This window comes from Vibrio sp. 2033 (genome assembly GCF_033339735.1).
Window position 1 is genome coordinate 1 of the sequence record NZ_JAWOVC010000002.1, and the last position, 18,110, is coordinate 18,110.

The 18,110-nt window shown below is 41.8% G+C and carries 20 protein-coding genes and 4 pseudogenes; 17 read left to right on the plus strand and 7 right to left on the minus strand.

Annotation, left to right across the window (positions count from 1 at the left end):
- The first annotated feature begins 111 nt into the window (after positions 1 to 111).
- The 3 genes from R7P74_RS03345 (at position 112) to R7P74_RS03355 (ending at position 2,428) form a co-directional block, all read left to right on the plus strand.
- Positions 112 to 681 carry a relaxase/mobilization nuclease domain-containing protein gene (locus R7P74_RS03345; protein WP_262634092.1) on the plus strand — a complete coding sequence of 190 codons (570 nt, stop codon included), beginning with the start codon at positions 112 to 114 and terminating at the stop codon, positions 679 to 681.
- A 17-nt stretch (positions 682 to 698) separates the two neighbouring features.
- Entirely contained in the window at positions 699 to 1,154 is a 456-nt protein-coding gene (locus tag R7P74_RS03350) for a hypothetical protein (RefSeq protein WP_225473070.1), read from the plus strand.
- Between the two features lie 452 nt (positions 1,155 to 1,606).
- Positions 1,607 to 2,428, plus strand: a complete 822-nt coding sequence (locus tag R7P74_RS03355; protein WP_225473071.1) for a hypothetical protein — start codon at positions 1,607 to 1,609, stop codon at positions 2,426 to 2,428.
- A gap of 228 nt (positions 2,429 to 2,656) precedes the next feature.
- Here R7P74_RS03355 and R7P74_RS03360 read toward each other — a convergent pair.
- The 5 genes and pseudogenes from R7P74_RS03360 to R7P74_RS03380 all read right to left on the minus strand — a co-directional run bounded on the left by R7P74_RS03360 (position 2,657) and on the right by R7P74_RS03380 (position 5,295).
- A pseudogene (locus tag R7P74_RS03360) lies at positions 2,657 to 3,128 on the minus strand (GNAT family N-acetyltransferase).
- Positions 3,129 to 3,311: 183 nt separating this feature from the next.
- A complete protein-coding gene (locus tag R7P74_RS03365) occupies positions 3,312 to 3,602 on the minus strand; it encodes a hypothetical protein (protein WP_225473072.1) in 291 nt (96 codons plus the stop codon).
- A 162-nt stretch (positions 3,603 to 3,764) separates the two neighbouring features.
- On the minus strand, positions 3,765 to 4,058 hold the full coding sequence (locus R7P74_RS03370) for a hypothetical protein (protein WP_225473073.1): 294 nt from the start codon (positions 4,056 to 4,058) through the stop codon (positions 3,765 to 3,767).
- Positions 4,059 to 4,260: 202 nt separating this feature from the next.
- A complete protein-coding gene (locus R7P74_RS03375) occupies positions 4,261 to 4,644 on the minus strand; it encodes a nuclear transport factor 2 family protein (protein ID WP_225473075.1) in 384 nt (127 codons plus the stop codon).
- Between the two features lie 144 nt (positions 4,645 to 4,788).
- A complete protein-coding gene (locus R7P74_RS03380) occupies positions 4,789 to 5,295 on the minus strand; it encodes a DUF6933 domain-containing protein (protein WP_318122680.1) in 507 nt (168 codons plus the stop codon).
- Positions 5,296 to 5,593: 298 nt separating this feature from the next.
- Between R7P74_RS03380 and R7P74_RS03385 the strand changes: the two genes are divergently transcribed.
- The gene (locus R7P74_RS03385) at positions 5,594 to 5,890 is read left to right on the plus strand and encodes a hypothetical protein (RefSeq protein ID WP_225473078.1); all 297 of its coding nucleotides are present in this window, start codon (positions 5,594 to 5,596) and stop codon (positions 5,888 to 5,890) included.
- 268 nt (positions 5,891 to 6,158) lie between these two features.
- On the opposite strand, the gene R7P74_RS03390 is transcribed toward R7P74_RS03385, so the two are convergent.
- Both R7P74_RS03390 and R7P74_RS03395 read right to left on the minus strand, forming a co-directional pair.
- A complete protein-coding gene (locus tag R7P74_RS03390) occupies positions 6,159 to 6,347 on the minus strand; it encodes a hypothetical protein (RefSeq protein WP_213899862.1) in 189 nt (62 codons plus the stop codon).
- Between the two features lie 126 nt (positions 6,348 to 6,473).
- On the minus strand, positions 6,474 to 6,650 hold the full coding sequence (locus tag R7P74_RS03395) for a hypothetical protein (protein ID WP_225473079.1): 177 nt from the start codon (positions 6,648 to 6,650) through the stop codon (positions 6,474 to 6,476).
- A gap of 158 nt (positions 6,651 to 6,808) precedes the next feature.
- Here R7P74_RS03395 and R7P74_RS03400 point away from each other — a divergent pair.
- From R7P74_RS03400 to R7P74_RS03460, 13 genes and pseudogenes are all read left to right on the plus strand, one after another.
- A pseudogene (locus R7P74_RS03400) lies at positions 6,809 to 7,184 on the plus strand (LexA family protein); the annotation flags it as partial.
- A gap of 12 nt (positions 7,185 to 7,196) precedes the next feature.
- Positions 7,197 to 7,647, plus strand: a pseudogene (locus tag R7P74_RS03405) (Y-family DNA polymerase); the annotation flags it as partial.
- 44 nt (positions 7,648 to 7,691) lie between these two features.
- A complete protein-coding gene (locus R7P74_RS03410; RefSeq protein ID WP_225473080.1) occupies positions 7,692 to 8,000 on the plus strand; it encodes a hypothetical protein in 309 nt (102 codons plus the stop codon).
- A gap of 83 nt (positions 8,001 to 8,083) precedes the next feature.
- Positions 8,084 to 8,297 (plus strand): annotated as a pseudogene (locus R7P74_RS03415) (transposase); the annotation flags it as partial.
- Positions 8,298 to 8,675: 378 nt separating this feature from the next.
- Complete coding sequence (locus R7P74_RS03420) at positions 8,676 to 9,074, plus strand: DUF2170 family protein (protein ID WP_225473081.1); 399 nt, start codon at positions 8,676 to 8,678, stop codon at positions 9,072 to 9,074.
- An 18-nt stretch (positions 9,075 to 9,092) separates the two neighbouring features.
- Positions 9,093 to 9,785 carry a hypothetical protein gene (locus tag R7P74_RS03425; RefSeq protein ID WP_225473082.1) on the plus strand — a complete coding sequence of 231 codons (693 nt, stop codon included), beginning with the start codon at positions 9,093 to 9,095 and terminating at the stop codon, positions 9,783 to 9,785.
- 4 nt (positions 9,786 to 9,789) lie between these two features.
- The gene (locus R7P74_RS03430; RefSeq protein ID WP_225473083.1) at positions 9,790 to 10,260 is read left to right on the plus strand and encodes a potassium channel family protein; all 471 of its coding nucleotides are present in this window, start codon (positions 9,790 to 9,792) and stop codon (positions 10,258 to 10,260) included.
- An 11-nt stretch (positions 10,261 to 10,271) separates the two neighbouring features.
- Positions 10,272 to 10,859: a hypothetical protein gene (locus R7P74_RS03435; RefSeq protein ID WP_225473084.1), complete on the plus strand. Its 588-nt coding sequence runs from the start codon at positions 10,272 to 10,274 to the stop codon at positions 10,857 to 10,859.
- Positions 10,853 to 11,539, plus strand: coding sequence for a DUF2491 family protein (locus R7P74_RS03440; RefSeq protein ID WP_213899866.1), 687 nt, complete (start codon positions 10,853 to 10,855; stop codon positions 11,537 to 11,539). Before R7P74_RS03435 ends, R7P74_RS03440 begins: the two co-directional genes overlap by 7 nt.
- Before the next feature lie 6 nt (positions 11,540 to 11,545).
- Entirely contained in the window at positions 11,546 to 11,971 is a 426-nt protein-coding gene (locus R7P74_RS03445) for a DUF350 domain-containing protein (protein WP_225473085.1), read from the plus strand.
- 18 nt (positions 11,972 to 11,989) lie between these two features.
- Complete coding sequence (locus tag R7P74_RS03450; RefSeq protein ID WP_225473086.1) at positions 11,990 to 12,697, plus strand: hypothetical protein; 708 nt, start codon at positions 11,990 to 11,992, stop codon at positions 12,695 to 12,697.
- A gap of 49 nt (positions 12,698 to 12,746) precedes the next feature.
- Entirely contained in the window at positions 12,747 to 14,078 is a 1,332-nt protein-coding gene (locus tag R7P74_RS03455; RefSeq protein WP_225473087.1) for a glutathionylspermidine synthase family protein, read from the plus strand.
- A gap of 189 nt (positions 14,079 to 14,267) precedes the next feature.
- Positions 14,268 to 18,044, plus strand: a complete 3,777-nt coding sequence (locus tag R7P74_RS03460; protein WP_315957173.1) for a DUF4132 domain-containing protein — start codon at positions 14,268 to 14,270, stop codon at positions 18,042 to 18,044.
- The last annotated feature ends 66 nt before the right edge of the window (positions 18,045 to 18,110 follow it).

Consider the following 18,110-nt stretch of genomic DNA (forward strand, 5'->3'; position numbering starts at 1 on the left):
CGTGAGATAGCAAATTATAAAAGCAAGACTGGAATGCAGAAACCCACCAGCCACCGAATGATATCTCTTCAGAAAGGTGAGCAGCTTAGCCATAAACAATAGCGCAAGCTCGTGAAGAAGTATATGCGTAGAATGGGACTTCAACACACAAAATATGTTGTGTTTATTCACCATGACACTGACCATAGCCATATCCACATCAACTGCGGAGCCATAGATGTCAAAACAAAGAAAGTCGTTAACGAATGGCAGAACCACCCTAAAGCCACGATGGTCATGCGTGAAATTGAAAAGGAATTTGGACTCGGTAGCGTCGCCAATCCAGGCGATAAGATTAACGAAAGGGATGAGAACTATAAACTAAAGCCCATTCGCATCACACCAAACCAAAAAGTTAAAGGGGGCGATAAAGCCCAAACACGACGCAAGCTAGACTTTGTTCTTGAACAAAACAGGCTTCTTAATGCAAAGCCAACCCTCCCAGTTTTTCTAGAGCAGTTAGAAGCCGTTGGTGTGCAAGCTAGGCTTAGTTACAAATCTCAAACAGACAAGCTACCCAACGGTATGTCCTATCGTTTAAGTAAGCCCAATAAATCACGAAACAAGACTAACAGGCCAGCCTTGTACTTTCCTTCTTCAAAGATGGGACACAGCAACGCATACTCCCTAAAAAACTGCTGAATAACGGTCGATTTACAATGACCGAAAGTGACAGTCAAAGCCTTAAACAGTTAAATATTCTTGAATCTAAGCGTGCTTATGCCATTGTTAAAGGCCCAACCCAGACCATAGAGAATGAGCACGGTCATCTTCTGAGTCATGATGACCGCCACTGCAATGTGGTGCTTCGCTTCAGAGCGAGAGATTTCACAAAAAACAATAAAGCTCTCAAGTACTCACGCCTCCGCACTTACCTTCAACTTTACAACGAGGGCGGTTCCAGGGAATACGACTCCAAGCTTCATGCCTTTGTTTTCAGGGTGAAAATCAATCAAAAATGGCATAAGGAACGCTACAGCAAATCTTGGTTCAATTCTCCCAAAATGACTCGTGATGAATTCTTTGCATTAGTCAATCAACATCTGGCAGAGCTATTGATTGAGTTCATTGAATCATTGCTGCATATGTTGGGCTTTTGTTCCCCTTACTATTGAGGCAGAAAGCCATCTGGGAGACTACAAAGAGCAACAAGACTTCCAGTTAAGGCGCGACGACGGACTACACACCGTCCACACCATCCCCCAGATTCTGAATGCTATACAAGATGCAAACGCAAGCGGACATATCGAACGCTACTTAGAGATGTGCGAGGAGCAAGGGCTAGCTCTAACCTTAAAGAGTAAACTCTAGCTTACTAATTTTAGTCAACTTATTATGGTTCTTAATCAGAATAATAAGTTGACTAAAAATATTTTTTAAATATAAGTAAATTAATTACCAAACAAACTAATGCAAATAAATCACTAACTTAGCAATCCAAGTATGAAAAAAACCACGAATTAATATTTAATAGTAAAAATATGTAAAATAACTTTATATTGCTTGGAAAAACAAGAGCTTACTATTTAAATAACCTTACTAATAAATATAATAAAAAGGACAACTTATGATCAGTGTAATTGAAGCAAATAAAATCATTTCCGACATGAGAGAAGAAAACGCAAATACTGCAAACATTAAGGTATGGTATCAATTGCGTCTACCACGTGATAACGGTAAGTCTATATCAGTAAGAGGAACTGTTATTGATAGAGACTCTGTCGTCTCATTTGACGTTATCTTCCAGATCCCATTGGATACCGCTACTAAGATACCAAACTCAAAGTACGACATAGAGCGTAGATACGCCACAGAGCACTTTCAACCACACATCATGTCTCTAAAAGACAGCTACTTCGAGAAAATTCAGGTGTATCTCAAACTTGCAGTCAAAGAAAACCTCGAACGCGTGGCAAACATTGAACGAGGGACTGTTACTCTCGAAAACGGCGATACCATTCATCAGTTCGCTGCCCCGATCCACCATTTGTGTGAAACTATTGGTCAAATTGAACGTGCCGACGGCAGTCGCACAACTGATTCAAGAGGATTAGAGCTAAAAGAGTATGAAGCCGAGGACATTCAGCAGGCCTTGGCCCTTCTAGAGTCGATACTGTCTAACATGGGCTACGGCTATAGAAGCTTTAATGTAGAGAAGTACCAAAATGATGAGCTCGCCAAATTCATGGACAAAAAGTATGACATGGGTCGAACGATTGGAGGTCTGGGCAAGAAGGAGAAGCAATCTAAGTTCGAGCAAGACTGCATGGCCCGTTTCACTATCTGCGACGAAAGTTTATTGACGCCGCTTTCAGAAAACGCCACTTCCAACACCACATCTCGCGTTAGAGCAACCTTTGAAGCGTTAAGAGGAAGAGCCGTAAAGTAGGGACAAAGTCTAAGTCATGACAATGCTTGGGGCTCTTTCGAGCCCCTATTTCACACCGCGCGTAGCTTATTTTGGACAGAACCTTATTGGCTTAATTTGAATATTACGCCCTGTCAAGGTGTGAGAAACGCAACACCGATGCCGCCTTAACCACTAAAACCAGCGCATAGTAAAAAATGCCGCGCGTGCTGAAATCCCTCTTGAACAATTTGCTAGCCCGATACCCGACTAATACATATACCCTAACCAGTTTATATGACCAACAGCCCAAGTTTTACCGCTAATCGGTTTAACATACAAATCATCGACTTGATCAACTGCAACGCCATCATTCTTATGATCATGTATTCGCAACCAAGAGCTTAAAGAACTAAGACGAAGATAACCATTACCATAACAAAAGTATCTAAATCGGAGATTAAATTAATAAAGTCGATCTGTTTGCTTGAGGCATACTCGCTGAGTTGAGACAACATGGCAGTTCCAATACCATTTCTTTGAGGTGATTGTTCAACATAAAAGTCACTAACGCCCAATATTTGTAAATTTCATCGCCGACGCTAACAACTCTATAGTCCAGCCCCATGTCACCAACCAGTTGATCATCTCTGTACTTTAAAGCCCTCATATACGGGAGTTGCTTATAGTAAGAACGAGTTACTTGATGTTCAGGAAACGACTTGTTTCTGAGGACTTCAATTGAGTTATGCTACTCTTTAGATAACTCTATTTCTGGGGAAGTATCCATATTTTACTTTTGAGGGCTAACGCCGCGTTAAGTAATGAGCAACACTGCCACTGAGCCTAAACCACTATGGACGTAAACGCTAAATTTAAAAGAAACCTAAATGCCATGCATTGCGAATCTGCCTTAAATACTTTTTTAGTGCTTTGAACGGCGACCAAATGCCCACCTAAAACAATCAATCAATAGCAAAGGTATCGCTGTAATCAAGTTTGAATACGTGTATTCTTCTGATACATATAAAAAATTTGATCTATATTTCTCTACAGCCTCTTTTGGAGTAGCGGCAAAAATGACATCTCCTGAGACCTCAAACCCCTGCTTAAATAATATTTCTTTTTCATCGAGAAAACTGTTTGTGCCCATATCTAGAAATGTAAACGCTTTATCATTGGTATCGGGCTTACTATAAAACTGAAATTTTGACATTAAAAATCCTTATTCTTGATTTTTAGCGAGAGCACTAACGCCGCTTAAGTGGTGAGCAACGCAATACCGAAGCTCACGTAACCACTTTAAACACTAAAATCGAGGCACAGTAAAAATACCACACGCTGGGAATCACTCTTAAATGCTTTGTTATACCTATGTTCAAGGGTGCTTCATAACCCTGTGGTCAACATTATCTTCTTGCAAGTTTTCAGCTAAACCCATTTCACCAACTACGAATAATACATTCCCTATAGCCGAGAAGGTTTCATTACCCGTTCTTTCTGGAAAGTCCCCTGCTTTACTAACACTTTTTTCTGCAATAATATTTTTACAAACAACACTGGAACAGCCTACTTCTTTTTCGTCAACAGGCGTGGTAATCCGAATATCGTTAGCTAAGCTACCTATAGAAAAACTGCTAATTAAACCGATAACTATAAACTCAGATTTCATGACAACAACCAATACATTCACAAGACCAATCAAATTAAAGCACTTATTAGCACGAATTGTTCAACGTGAAAAGGCAAAACTTCCTGTTAAGGTGTGAGCAATGTAATACAAAAGCCGCGGCACACCGCCTTAAACACTAAAACTGATTTAAACCAAAAATGTCGAGCGTTGCGAATCTATTTAAATTGTTTGTTATACAAATTTAGCTGACATCTTTTATGTAACTAATTTTACCATTTTGAAACTCAAAGTATGTTCGACCTTTTAACTCCAAAACCTGCCCCGCTTTGAGACCGTTAGGTAGGTCTATTGCCAAAGTCCCCATATACTCAATGTTGACCGTCGCTGCCATTTCCAACATCTCCGTAGCTAGCACAACTTGCTGATGAGCACTAAAAATCTTTGCCGACTCAGAAGCCAAGCTTTCAAACTCAACTTTGCCGTTTGAACGAGCGGTAATTTCTCCATTTGACTCATTCTCGAACACTACACCATCGTCAAGAAGATCGAGTAATCCAACCACATCAAAAGCATTGTAGCTACTGACATAAGATTCTATTAATTCGATTTTTTCACTATCTAACATGTTAATTCCCCTCATTTTCACAACGCCCTGTTAAGGTGTGAGCAACGCAATACCGATGCCCCCACATACAACCTAAACACCAAACGTAACGCATAGTAAAAATGCCACGCGTTGCGAATCCCTCTTGAACAGTTTGTTATGTTGCTAGTTGAAGAGCTCATTGAAGACATCTATTGATAATGCCCAACCCAGCTCTTTTTGAGGCATTCTATTAATTTTTGCGGTGATCTGCGCTACATCACAATGCTCAAAACCGCCATCTGAATATATGAAATCTTGGTACAACGACATTTTATCGTTAACGTGACCAAGTAACTTTCGACTGTCAGTTTTGGTAAAGCTAATATTCAGCTCTGCATTTCCAAACGAAGAAAGAATCTCATTTGGAGCATTTTCAAGCTCTAGTAAGGTCAACAACCCACTTTTGAAAGCTTCATTAAAATGCTTGAATTCTGACTTTTTGAAACCGATAAGCACAAAAGACATCAGAGTTTTCTCTTCCATGAAAAAGAGACATTTTCGACGCTCTTGAGTAAATGTATGCATATACCAATTACCGAGAATATGATGTTCGCTTTCAATATCTGACATGTCTTGGGGTCTAAGACCCAGCAAGTCTTGTGATTTCTTAGTGCAGCGCAATTGATACATGATTCGATTTCTCTCGGGATAATAACGATTTATGTAACATTAGATCATATCGAAAGCTCATTGCAGCATAACGCCGCGTTAAGGGGTGAACAACGCAAACCACCCTACCTAAAGCATTGTGCCGTAAACACTACTGCCGACTCAAACTGAAAATGCCAAGCGTTGAGAATCCCTCTTAAATGCTTTGTTATGCTCGTTCCAATGCATTTTATTGCTTTGATTTTTAGAGATTAATTTATTTTTGATTACGCAGGCTTACCAATTTATGATCTACGCACGCAATTCAGGGTGACTTAAAATGAAATATAAAAACGTAATCAAAATCTCAGCTACTGGTACACGTGGTAAAGTTAAAGGCTTAGAGTTTGTCGCAAAGCAGAACCTTGATGGTCATTATGTGCTAAATAAAAAGATTCATACGCCAACTGACTCAAACAGGACAAACAAGGCAAAAAATAAGGTTTGTGTTCCAACACTCACTGAGGCCGCCAACCTACTTTCAACAGGTGAATACTTAATCAACTTAACCTGTACTAATCCTATCGGTGGGCGAGCTCTACGCGAATACAACAAAGTAAAGATTATTGAAGCCTAGAGCTAATATCGGATAAGGATGTCATTATCCCCTCCAAAGAGCATAACGCTTTCTATGCGGCTTTTAGCCCATTTCATATTCCTATTATGTAACCTTTTTAATACCATACCAACAATCTAATCAATAGGTTAATGAAAGTTAAAAGAAATTAGATTGTATGATGCCTCATAGTTTCAGAATAATAGTGTTACCCTAACTCCTTCGGATAACTTTTGATAGGGGAAATTACTAGGCTCAAAGTCACGCTTTGATGTTTCCTACTTCAGCTTCACCACCCCGAAATGCCCTTAACCTCTTTCCTCGGGATCATTCGATAGTCTCCAAGCTTCCAATCGTCGACAAATACGTCGAATTCGTCTTTTCCTAGGTACTCAATAGGACGAGCGGTCAGATACTCACTCTGTCTAGCTTCTGCCGACACCAGTTCATAATGAGCTTTTAAGTCACCGAAACTCAAAGCTTTCTCGACCAACTAGTAAGACGTAACCGCCTTGCACATCAGCACGCTTTTCTCAGAAAAGCTCCCGTGAAGGACATCAACTTCATCTCGGCCTGCTCTTAAGTCATCAAGACGTCTCTTTAGTTAACCATATATTTCCATCTCTTCATCAAACTGAAACACTGGGTAAAGATGCCAATCGTTTATATCTATATACAGCCCTTTTCGACTCCCCTCTTCGACCACCTCATCAGTGCAAAACTCGATCTCAATAAGCAGGTTCTTAACCGCGGTAAGTCGCCTTTGATCTAATTCCATCACTACGTTTGTCCTCATATATTCTTGATTATCAGAAACATAGGAACAAACCTTCAAATCACATAATTAAATTTGCTGAGATATTAGGCCGACAGTTTACACCCACTTGCCAAAATGACTTTTCACACCAAATAATACTGTTCACTTACACAGTATTATTTATGAGAGTTATTCCAATTAGCGCACATGCTGGCATCACTGGATTTAGTCTCCAGCTACTGAATACATTCAACTCTCTAGATCTAGACGAACTGCTAGTAGAGCATCCCAATGCAACCTTCATCGGGCGAGCATGTGGTGATTCCATGCAAGGGCTAGGTATATTTGATCAGGATTTGCTGATCGTTTTCGACATATAGATGTTAAACAGAACGACGTTATTGTCACAAACCTCAATGGTGAATTCATATTCATCGCAAGCGGCTATTATCGGCACACAGTAAGTATCAACCAACCCTGATTACCGAATGTGACTCATTTTCGTTAGAAGGTGTAGTCATCAGATCCATACGTTGTCATCGACCAAGTAACCTGCTGAGAGCAAAAATAATGTATGCCTTAGTCGATTCGAACTCATTTTATTGTAGTGCTGAGCAAGTTTTCCGTCCCGACTGGCGAGGTAAGCCCGTCGTTGTTCTTTCCAATAGCGACGGGGGGCGTGGTGGCTGCAAATCGACAAGCCAAAGAAGCAGGCATTGAGAAGTTCAAATCATTCTTTCAAGTTAAAGCACTTTGTGAGCAGAAAGGAATCATTACCTTATCATCCAATTACGAATTGTACGCAGACCTGTCGTCCCAAATGATGCAAGTTATTAGTCGACTCGCTCCAGAACAACACATGTAAAGTATCGATGAATCTTTCCTATCATTAGAACGTTGTTACCCTGCCATTCCATCCTTGAAAACGCATGGAATGAACCTGAGGCGATCGATGTGGAGAGAATGTCGCTTACCCGTTTGTGTTGGCTTTTGCCCAACTCTTGCCTTGCTAACTGTGTCCATCCCTGGCACATCGGTGGCGACATCAAAGATAGCAGTAAATGATTGCTACAAACACCAGAAAGCTTTTTAGCTCGTTTCAGCGTTGATGTTCGTGTAATGAATGAAGTGGTATCGATAAATTGTCAAGACAAATACCTAGGACCAATGATTTATCATTCCCAAGGCGGTGGTACGCCAGACAGAGAACATATTTTCGACCTTGAGCAAATCCATCGAACTCGTACTGGTTTAGTGAGCTACGACGATTACAACTCTCTCACGCAAAAAATTCCGCAAGAAACAAACGCTGATGAAGGCCCAAACTTTGATTTGCGGTGCTACGACTATCTTAGTCGCTACACAACACCATAATTAGGGCAGCAACGTGTAACGGAGTGGATGTCTGAACACACGGCGGACAGCCATCAAATTGAAGCTGCGAGCGATGAGCCAACAACGGAGGAACGGGCATGTTTAAGTACCTAGACCATCGAGATGGTCAGAACAAAACGAAGACGTTGACGAAGGAAGATATGATATTACGGTTCGTGAGTCGTATCCCTCGGCACCATTTTAAAATGGTGCGTTACTACAGTTTTCTGTCCAATAGAAAAACTTCCTCTGGTGTATTTAGCCTTAGGAAAGAAGAGTACGAATCAAGCAGATCCTGCTCACGTATACCTTTTTGTCGCATGCAAACCCGTTAATTGAATTGCACATCCAAGTTATCAAAAAGCACCAAAGACACATCAAAATAGAACATGCTTTCTTTATGTCGGCAAGAACCGTGAGATTGCTTATACGAACAGACATTTTGCCAAGTGAATAACCCTAACCATCACGATATAATTGCTTTGTTTTTCAAGCAGGTCCGATACGCCCATTGATATTTCTAAGCTAACCGAATGGTTAAAGGCGTACTCTCCTCCCCTGAACAAGACGATATCGTTTGACCGCCACCTGTGCGGTTTGAAGTAAACTCAGTGGGAACGTTTTTCCTCATGAGTGAGCACAACTTATAGCAAACAAATACAGATGGAAGTGAATATGTGGACTGCTAACGAATTGGCATCATCTTTAAATGAAACTAAGTTCATCCCTACAGTGATCGGTGAATCTTCTCTTTCTGTTGTTTTAAAAGAGCATCAAGACTTAGCAATTGCTGTTGTCATAAACGGAGAATACATGACCGCTGAGGCAGTGCTGGCCTCGGTCGATCAGGTTAAGGATCCAGCAAAACTGAATTATTGCTTATTGAAAGCAGCAAAGCTGTTGCCTTTATCTAGTTTCGCCTTGGAAGAGATCGATGGCGAAGAATGCTATGTGATTTTAGGTGAGACATTGTCTAACACGCCTATCGAAGGCGTAGAGAAAGAGCTTAATAAACTGGCTATCAACGCGTTTGAAGTCGCGCAGCTGATTACTGAGCATAATCAGCAAAACTAATTTCAGGAGAAATACACCGTGAGTTTGTTTAAAAAATTATTTGGACTTGGCGAAGCCGTAGCCAAGAAAGCAGAAGAGGCTATCGATGACCGCTATGGCGTAGAAATTCATGAGTCGAATATTGCTCGTGCTCGTAAACGTCTAACTGGCGCAAAACAGAAAGTCGATGAGTGCGAGGCAAAAAACCGTGTCCAAAAACGAGACCTTGAAGCTTACGAGTCTCAAGTAGAAGGTTATGAAGCGAGTTTGGCAGACATCAAACAACGCCATGACAACGCTAAAGCAGCTGGTGATGAGCAAAAAGCAACAGAATTCCGAGCTTTAGGCCTAGAAATTCATAACGAGATCAAGTCACTAAAAGCGAAGTATACGCCACAGATTGAAGCATATGAGTTCACGCTAGATACAATTAAAGAAAATCGCACTTTGATTGTAGAGATGGAAAATGAAATCCAAGCAGAAGAGCAACTGATTGCAAACTATCGTGCGAATGCTGAGCTAATTAAAGTTCACAAAGCACAAACAGAGCTTGCAGCAGAGATTAAAGGCGTATCTGTAGCTGGCGGCGGTGCCGTGTCAAAACTCGCCCGACGTCAAGAAGAAGAAAGAGAACTCATTCGACTGCAACGTGAACGTAAGAACGCTTCATCAAATAGCCTACAAGATAAAATCGACGCAGCGACAACCGATGATGACGGTTTAGGTTGGTGATTCAATGTTTTTACATCGTCCATTGCTAGTGAGTTTCTTGCAAAGGATGGTGGGAAATACAACGTGGCGAGTACTCCTCGCCACCTATTTCATTCACTACCTTTTTACATGGGCAATGCTCGCCGCATTCAGTGAACCGCTGACCCAAAACTTTATTGATTATACCTATTGGTACAGTGTCTCAATGAGCACAGTTGGCTTCGGGGATATCTCACCAGTAACGCCTGGAGGCCGGTTGTTCTATGCATTGATTATCGCCCCTACTGGTATTTTGCTATTTGGCTCAGCGCTGGCGAAGTTAGGCGAATTGTACTTAACACTGAAAAAAAGATTTGTAGCAGGAACAATTGACGTGAGCGATCTCAGTAGACATATCATTGTCTTTGGTTGGATACCACAACGCACGGCTAAGCTGACAAAGCTTCTCCAAGCAAATAAGAAAAAATCGTCATCGTTTCTGATGAAAAAGGTTTAGAGCATCCTCTGATGAACACCGATATTCTCTATGTAAATGTTGAGAACTATGTTTCTGTTAAAGAGCTAAAACGACTGGGTTTGGAAAAGTGCGATAGCATTATCGTAAACACGGGTATAGATGCAGTTAACTATTTAACTGCAGTTGCCGTCGATCACTACCTAGAGCGTATTGGATCCAACGCCCATATCGTAGTCTATTCAGAGTGTGAGGACATTCAAGCTCTGTTAGAAGGCGCGAGTGGCCGCACTGAGATTATCAATATTCATGACGAACACCTACTTTCACGCTCAGCAATGTTCCCTGGTAGCAGCTCTTGCACAGAGGCGCTGCTTAACCCTGCTTTTTTAGCAACACATTTCACACTTAAACTCCCCATTCAAATGCGAGAAATGGCTTTCTCTGAATTGTCGGCAATCCTTAAGCGAGAGCTAAAAGTCATCTCGATAGGCTTTTCCAAAAAGAGTGACAAGCTAGGGCGAAATTTGCAGCTCAACCCCGATGATGATGCCATGGTCAGCGGTGGTGATTTTATTCATTACATCGCAAACCAAGAGATCCAGAAAATTGAAACTCATTTGAAGAATTATTTATGTTAAGAAAACTCAAAACACTTTTTGAATTAAAAACTAATCCTGATCTCGTTGAAAACACGAAATGTGAAACAGCGACTTTAGGTATAGACCTCCAAAAACTTATCACTGTTGATTATCCGATGCTTCGTTTCACGCCTGAACTAAAGTTTCAGATTGGTTCTGAGACGAAAAAAGTGACCGGTAAATCTAGCCACAATGAAAGAGGTGAACATACGCATCGTTTCTATACCGAAGACGATTACTTCTTTCAGTTTAACTTTTTTGGCGAAAACAAAATTGACAACCTTATCGACATTATGCTGTTCAAATATCAATTAGATGCCGGAGACGAGTTTTGTTCGAAGAGTGATAAAGCAACAGAAAACTACTGGCGAAACATAATTGAAGAAAGTGAAATATTTTCTTTTGAAGGCGCTGAATATCACCGATTAACGGGTGTGCTTGGTGGCCTAGAAGTCGTGGAAGTCATCGGCGATGACTTAAACACTATTGACAATAACTTCGCTGTATTCTTTCGAGATATAACCGCGCAAATGCAAGAGATCGTCATTGTCAATGTCGAGCAAGAAGTCGTGGTTAACGACAACCACGATATTGTTCACCGAGGAAATTACATCTGCTCCATCGCACTTGGCGTTTCCATACCTCTCACACAGTTAACTATTAATCACCAACAAGGATAACTCTAGATGTTCAACTCCTATGAATTTAATGTAATGCAATCCCTTTCTGGGCTAATTCCTTTCATTGCATATTTTGGCCTTTCGTTACTGATGGTTATTGTTTTCGCTTTTGTATATACCAAATTTACACCTCACGACGAGTTTGCATTGATAAAACAAAACAATGAAGCAGCAGCGATTTCGTTTGGCGGTGCCCTTTTAGGTTTCATTTTAGCGTTGACTGCTGCCTCAAAAGTATCAGTAAACTTGATAGACTTTGCGATCTGGGGTGTGGTTGCAATGGTTGTTCAAATTTCCGTATTTGCTTTGGTTCGTCTCACTCTTCCCACTATTGTTGAGCGTATCAACGCAGGTGAAAAAGCTAAAGCTATTTTGCTTGCTAGCATTTCAATTAGTGCTGGTCTCATCAACGCAGCTTCAATGAGCAACTAACCAGCATAGGTGCAAACAATGAAAAAGTCTCAGATTGCGTTGGTGGGTGGCGCTGGTTTCATTACCGGCATGACTGTAATGGCCACAGTACATAGCTCCTCTCACCAATACGACAACACCATAACGCCCTCGCCTGATCAAATTCAAAATGCTGTTGATGACGTTCTTTTAACACTGAATAACGAAGATATCGAACTCAAAGAGTTTCTGGCTGAAATTCAAAAGATTCATCCCGAAGTTGTAGGTGCACGATACGGTTACCTCAATAACGTGAAGTATCTGTACGTCGCGGTACTGAACGTCAAAGGTGACACGAAGAGTGGCGTGACTGAATATATTATTCAACTGGATAAGACCCATTCCGGAAAAGCCAACTCACAACTCGCTCGAGAGTTGAGCAGTCAGTCAAATTGCGAACCCGGCTATCTTTTTGATGACGACGACAACGAGTGTTATCGCCACGTCTCGAATTATTCGAGTTGGAATAGCTACTCGCGTACGTCTTACTCAACGATGGATAGCTACAGCACGACAACGTCCAAAGAGAAACGGATCTACAGTGCGCAAACTGTTAAAAAAACATCTGCCGAGCGTGCCGCTGCAATCAAAGCAAAAGCATCATCCGACAAGACACTATCTCAACAACGTCAAGCGTTCTCAACAAAACGTTCTTCCAGCCGCAGTAGCTCGATGGGTTTCAGTTCATCTCGCTCGTGGGGTGGATAGTTTCATCTCAGGAAATAAGGGGGGGGGCTCCCCCTTCATGCACACAAATATGCGTAAAATACTATTACCCGTGACACCAGATTACTTCGCTCTGGAAGCAGAGTGCCCCCGCACATCTGCGATCGCATTGATTCATGGTGGCAATACTTCTTTAACGCCATTGGAAGACGAGTTTGTTTTTCCTGAGAATAAGGATGCCCAAACCCCTTTCTATCGCTTTACACGAGAGGAGGTTAAAGCCATCAACATTGCTTCCGAGCAGGTTTACAATCTACTCGTCAATTCTCTAGACTTTCTTTTTTCTGAAGCCTACAAATCCCTAATTCCAACCTTTTATGGAAGGGAATTCATCGAACAGTTTCCCGAGTTTGTTGAGTATGCCATCCATACCTATGAGCAAAATCATGAGGCAATCTACGGCAGATTTGATATCGCCTATGATTTTGAGAATGGTAAGGTTTTAAAGTTCTACGAAGGTAACTTAGACACTCCAACGATGTATTATGATTCTGTGATTATGCAGGATCATTTGGTTACTAAGCTCGATCAGGCAAACGACCAATACAATCTACATTATGAAAACTTGACTAAGACTTTAGACCGAGTGATAGGTAAATCGCCCAAGCGTGTGGCTTTCTTATGTGATACAAAGTTGACTGAAGACTGTATCACTACAGAACTGCTTTTCCATGCATTTAACGAGCAAACCGAACATTTGGTCCAGTTCTCCGACATCAATAGGCTGGTTTATGATTTCTCCCTAAATCGAAGTACGTGGTTACTTGACGATTTAGAGTTAGATTACATTTTCGCACTCTACCCTTGGGAAGACATGGTTCGGGACCTATATGCTGAAACGTCTAATCCCCTTTTAGAGTGGCACAAGTGGTCTAATAAAACACGTTTCATGGAGCCCGCTTGGCGATGGTTCGTCTCAAATAAGGGAGTCTGGGCATGGTTAACGTATTTAAAAGACGTGCTTGCTAAGGAAGATCGTGTAATAGAGGCTTTTGTTACTGCAAACGCTGAAGCATGGCAATACGTTATTCCATCATTCATGGAAAAGCCCCCCCACCTCTCACATTACGTAAAAAAGCCGCTCCAAGGCCGAATGAGCAACAACATTGAGTTCTATCATGATGACAAGCTCGTTCACGAAACCTCTGGATTTTACGCTGAAGATGATTTCATTTATCAAGAACTTTGCCCAACTACATCTGCAGATCAGGGCGAAACAAAAGCCATCGTTTGCTCTTGGCTCGCTCCGTGGGTAGATGGCGAAGCACTAGATATGGAATCTTCCGGTATCGCTGTGAGAGAGTTCACAGGTGAAGTACTCCAGCTTCATAAAGAACGTTTCATGCCACATATCGTTGAATAAGAAAAAGCGGCATTGTAGCTAATGCCGCTCACTGTGTACCGAGTCAACTGAAGGTGCGGGCTTGGTTCCTGAAAACGGTCATTAATTCGAGATGGCATTGTTGATCAAATCAGATAGAAGATCGACGACGCCAAGACAAGGCAGACTTACCTTTTTAATAAAAATAAATCACTAAATAGTGAGCGTAGTATGATAACTGAATCAGAACTAAATATTGCTAAAAAAATTGTTGAAGACAACGACTCTTTTTATGAAATAAAAGATGAATTGCGTGAGCACTTTGAAGATGGCGACCAATATAAGAATATACTGTGGGAACTGCACAAAAAGCAGATCCTCAATCTCGCGACTGAGATAAACTCATGGTATACACTCAGTGGGGCTTCTAATGGCTATACCATTGCTGATTGTATTGATTTATTTACTCAAGCCAGTAAAGAACCTGAAAACATCAATCGTTGGAATCAATATGGTAAAATGACCGACTACTCGGTGTCTTTGATAAAGAAGGCTCAAGGTGATGTTCAACCATTAATTGATGCGCTGCCTTCATTCTTAGAATCCATTTCTTTATCTCTCTACTTTGAATTTTTAAAAAATAAACAGATCAATGTCGATCAAACCCCTGCTTGCTTACTAACAAAAATTGCCGAGGACGTTGTTGATGATAGAGAGCAAAGCACACTAGAGGAGATGTTTGCATGCTGGCCACACCAAGACGTGTGTGACGCCATCAACATCGCTGCAACGCAAGCAAGATATATATATTCTCTGGATTTCTTAGCATTCACGTGTCACAGCATCACTCCAGAACAACTGTGCATAATTGCTGAGAATCATCGTGTCGATTATGATGACATTGCACCTTACTTCGACCAACACAGTGACGCAATTTGTCAAATAGCCTTAGCTTACCCTGTGCCACAAAATTATGATGGCCATTCACGAGCAATGGCGTTATTTCCTTGGCTTGCATTACATTTAAAAAAGCAAAATCAACAGATTGACGACGCTCGTGCGGATTACCTTGTTGAGCATTTAAGTGCTTACGACCTAAGAACAAACAGTGCTGTGTTGTCGGCATTATCAGACCAACACATGGAAAAATTCATACTTAAGCATCTGCATAAAGTAGAGCTTCTTAACCTTTTCTGTAATGAGAATGTGGCCACTCGCATGGTTCAACGTATTGTCGATTGGGGACGCTCAGAGCTTCGCATTGATAAGAAAGAGGAAAAAGGGCTGGCTGTTATTGGTACAGGTTTTCCACATGTGTTGATTTCTGCACTCCAAACCAAAAAAATCCCGCAGCGCTTTTTCCTTGTCAACGCCTTGAGTGTCTCGACGGATCCTGCTGCGATCCCTACCTTAATTGACTATCTTGATGATACCATTGAGAGCGTACGACAAGCGGCAACAAAAGGATTGCTTAAACAAGGTTCCACAGCAAGTGATGCATTATTGAATGCCTTATCTTCTCGTAAAAAAAATGTGCGCTTTCACGCGTGTGAAGCATTGCTTTCATTGGTGTCAGATCCAAGCCTGACCGACATCATCGTGAGCACAACGACGCCATTGTTCAAAAAAGAAAAAGTCGCTGAGATAAAATCATTGCTTGCCACTCTATCCGGACAAGAAAATGAGGTGAGTGTTGATACAAATCCAGCGAATACGGTGAAACAATTATTACAAGCCGTGTCTAATGATGATCATAAAACCGTTAAGCAAGCCATTAAATCCATCAAAGCCAATGCAAACTGTCGTGATCCTGAGTGTGGCTGTGACACCTCTGAAAATTGGGTGAAAAACTTCGATTCTTATGTCGAACAAATCGCCAATAACTTGCTGAGCCAACATGGTGAGCGTGCTTTAGTGGTGACACTGAGTGCCATAATTCATCACGTTTGTCCACACTATTATCAGCTAGCATTATTTAAAAAACTCATGGAACACCATGATAATAATGAGCAAAATGCACTGCTTTGCCTGACTTTTTGGGTTCAAGATATCGAGGCTGATGGCGGTTATACAGAAACCAATAAACACGCATTTCAGTTTTTCCTAGAGTATTACCAAGAGAATGCCATTAAGGCCGCGGAGATTATCTTATCCACAATGGATTCTCTGGCGATGGATCTGCTATGGTCACTCTATTTACCACTGCAATCCGCCAATACGTTAACCGTATTTAAAGCGTTCAGTCCCAATGCCTCAGCACGATCAATGGCATTAGCGCTTCAATGGTCGCCAAATGAGACGTACCCTATCATTATTGACCTATTGGCGCATAAAAAACTCGCGACTCGAAAGCAAGTGGCTGAAGCCTTATCTCAAGCCCCTATTCCAGAGGCGCTTCCGGCATTAAATAAAGCCCGAGTAAAAGAGAAAAACCATACATTAAGCCTATTGATGAACAACATCGCCATTACGATCACGCTAGCTCAGAGCGAGCTTGAAACGCAATTAGATGCCGATGCACCACTTTCAACGGATACCCTTACCCAGCTTGAAGCACTATTAAGTGAATTTGCTGGCGCACTACCAAAAGGCATCGAGCTTGAGAATTTACCATCACTTCATTGGACAACAGGTAACCCGTTACCACCAAAAGTCATGCAATGGGTGATCTCTAAATTATCAGAAGAGAGCGCGAAACAGCACTCAAGTTTATTGGTTAAGGTGATCGCACACTGTGATAACGCAGGCTTCAAACCGTTATGGGACGCCCTCTATCAACAAGCGGATGATAAATCGCGTCGCTTAGGATGGGTATTGTTCTCTGCGGCTTTACTGGGTGATGACACCTTGATGCAAGCCTACGGCAAAGATCTCGATGATGAATCACGCAACGGGGCGTCTGCCAGTGCCTTCTATAAAGTTGAAGTCTTAGCTTACCAAAGCTCTACCGTGGCACTCACTTGGCTGGATCACTGGTCACGCAAAGCCCGTAGCCAAGGATTGAAAGAGCGCTGCATTAAAGCCCTGAATCAACTGGCAAAAGAAAGAGGCATTTCTCGCGATGAGATTTCAGATCTTGTGTCTGCGGATCTCGGCTTTGACCAACAAGGAAACGCGGCTTTCCCATTTGGGGAGCGTACGCTAACGTTAACACTCTGCGATGAAGGTTCACTGATCACCAGCTTAGATGGCAAAGTGCTAAAATCGGCACCAGCGACACGTAAAGACGATGATGCTGAGCTGTTAAAAGTACGCCGCGCAGAGCTGACTCAATTCCGTAAACACATCAAACAAGTGTACCGTAATGCGGTTGATCGTTTAGAGCAAGCGATGATCACCGGTCGTCTTTTCTCACCAAGCTTATTTAATCAAACATGGGGTCACAACCCACTACTCAGTTACATTGCACGTCGTGTGGTTTGGTCAATTCAGCACCAAGATAAGATCACGCTTGCTCGTCTAGACGAAAGCAACCAGTTTGTGGATATTGATGATGAAAACATTACGATAGACAACGAGAGCCTGTTCTCTGTCGTCCACCCATTAACGCTGGAAGAAGCAACGTGCATCGAGTGGAATAATCTATTGGATGATTATGAGATTGTGCCGCCTTTTGCTCAATTGTCACGCCCAACCTTTACGTTAGCCGAAGACGATCACGCGTATAAAACGATCACTCGCTATAAAAAAGAAAAATTCGGCACATCACGTATGCGCAGCTCGTTGGAAAAACGTGGATGGCGAACCGGTGAGCCTTTGGATGGCGGCTCGGTGCAATGGTTCGAAAAATACTTTGTTCAAGCCAACATCAGCGCCCTGATTTATATGGAAGAAGGCTTTTGTATGGGATCGTACGATTATGACGAGAATCAAACCATCCCACACGTTAAGTTTTTCACGGGTGATTATCATTATTATTCGGATCGCAACAATCACTTACTGGAGCTGGGTAACGTCTCCCCAATGGTCTACAGTGAAGTAATTAATGATATTGAATCAATAAAATAACCCTACATTAAACACGTTAATACATGCCATCAACTCCCTATTGGTGGCATGACTCACATGAAATGG

Bases quoted from the DNA above. Each gene is read 5' to 3' on its own strand.
- R7P74_RS03350 (WP_225473070.1), top strand. From the start codon at position 699: ATGACCGAAAGTGACAGTCAAAGCCTTAAACAGTTAAATATTCTTGAA.
- R7P74_RS03355 (WP_225473071.1), top strand. From the start codon at position 1,607: ATGATCAGTGTAATTGAAGCAAATAAAATCATTTCCGACATGAGAGAA.
- R7P74_RS03365 (WP_225473072.1), bottom strand. From the start codon at position 3,602: ATGTCAAAATTTCAGTTTTATAGTAAGCCCGATACCAATGATAAAGCG.
- R7P74_RS03370 (WP_225473073.1), bottom strand. From the start codon at position 4,058: ATGAAATCTGAGTTTATAGTTATCGGTTTAATTAGCAGTTTTTCTATA.
- R7P74_RS03375 (WP_225473075.1), bottom strand. From the start codon at position 4,644: ATGTTAGATAGTGAAAAAATCGAATTAATAGAATCTTATGTCAGTAGC.
- R7P74_RS03380 (WP_318122680.1), bottom strand. From the start codon at position 5,295: ATGTATCAATTGCGCTGCACTAAGAAATCACAAGACTTGCTGGGTCTT.
- R7P74_RS03385 (WP_225473078.1), top strand. From the start codon at position 5,594: ATGAAATATAAAAACGTAATCAAAATCTCAGCTACTGGTACACGTGGT.
- R7P74_RS03420 (WP_225473081.1), top strand. From the start codon at position 8,676: ATGTGGACTGCTAACGAATTGGCATCATCTTTAAATGAAACTAAGTTC.
- R7P74_RS03430 (WP_225473083.1), top strand. From the start codon at position 9,790: ATGTTTTTACATCGTCCATTGCTAGTGAGTTTCTTGCAAAGGATGGTG.
- R7P74_RS03435 (WP_225473084.1), top strand. From the start codon at position 10,272: ATGAACACCGATATTCTCTATGTAAATGTTGAGAACTATGTTTCTGTT.
- R7P74_RS03440 (WP_213899866.1), top strand. From the start codon at position 10,853: ATGTTAAGAAAACTCAAAACACTTTTTGAATTAAAAACTAATCCTGAT.
- R7P74_RS03445 (WP_225473085.1), top strand. From the start codon at position 11,546: ATGTTCAACTCCTATGAATTTAATGTAATGCAATCCCTTTCTGGGCTA.
- R7P74_RS03450 (WP_225473086.1), top strand. From the start codon at position 11,990: ATGAAAAAGTCTCAGATTGCGTTGGTGGGTGGCGCTGGTTTCATTACC.
- R7P74_RS03455 (WP_225473087.1), top strand. From the start codon at position 12,747: ATGCGTAAAATACTATTACCCGTGACACCAGATTACTTCGCTCTGGAA.
- R7P74_RS03460 (WP_315957173.1), top strand. From the start codon at position 14,268: ATGATAACTGAATCAGAACTAAATATTGCTAAAAAAATTGTTGAAGAC.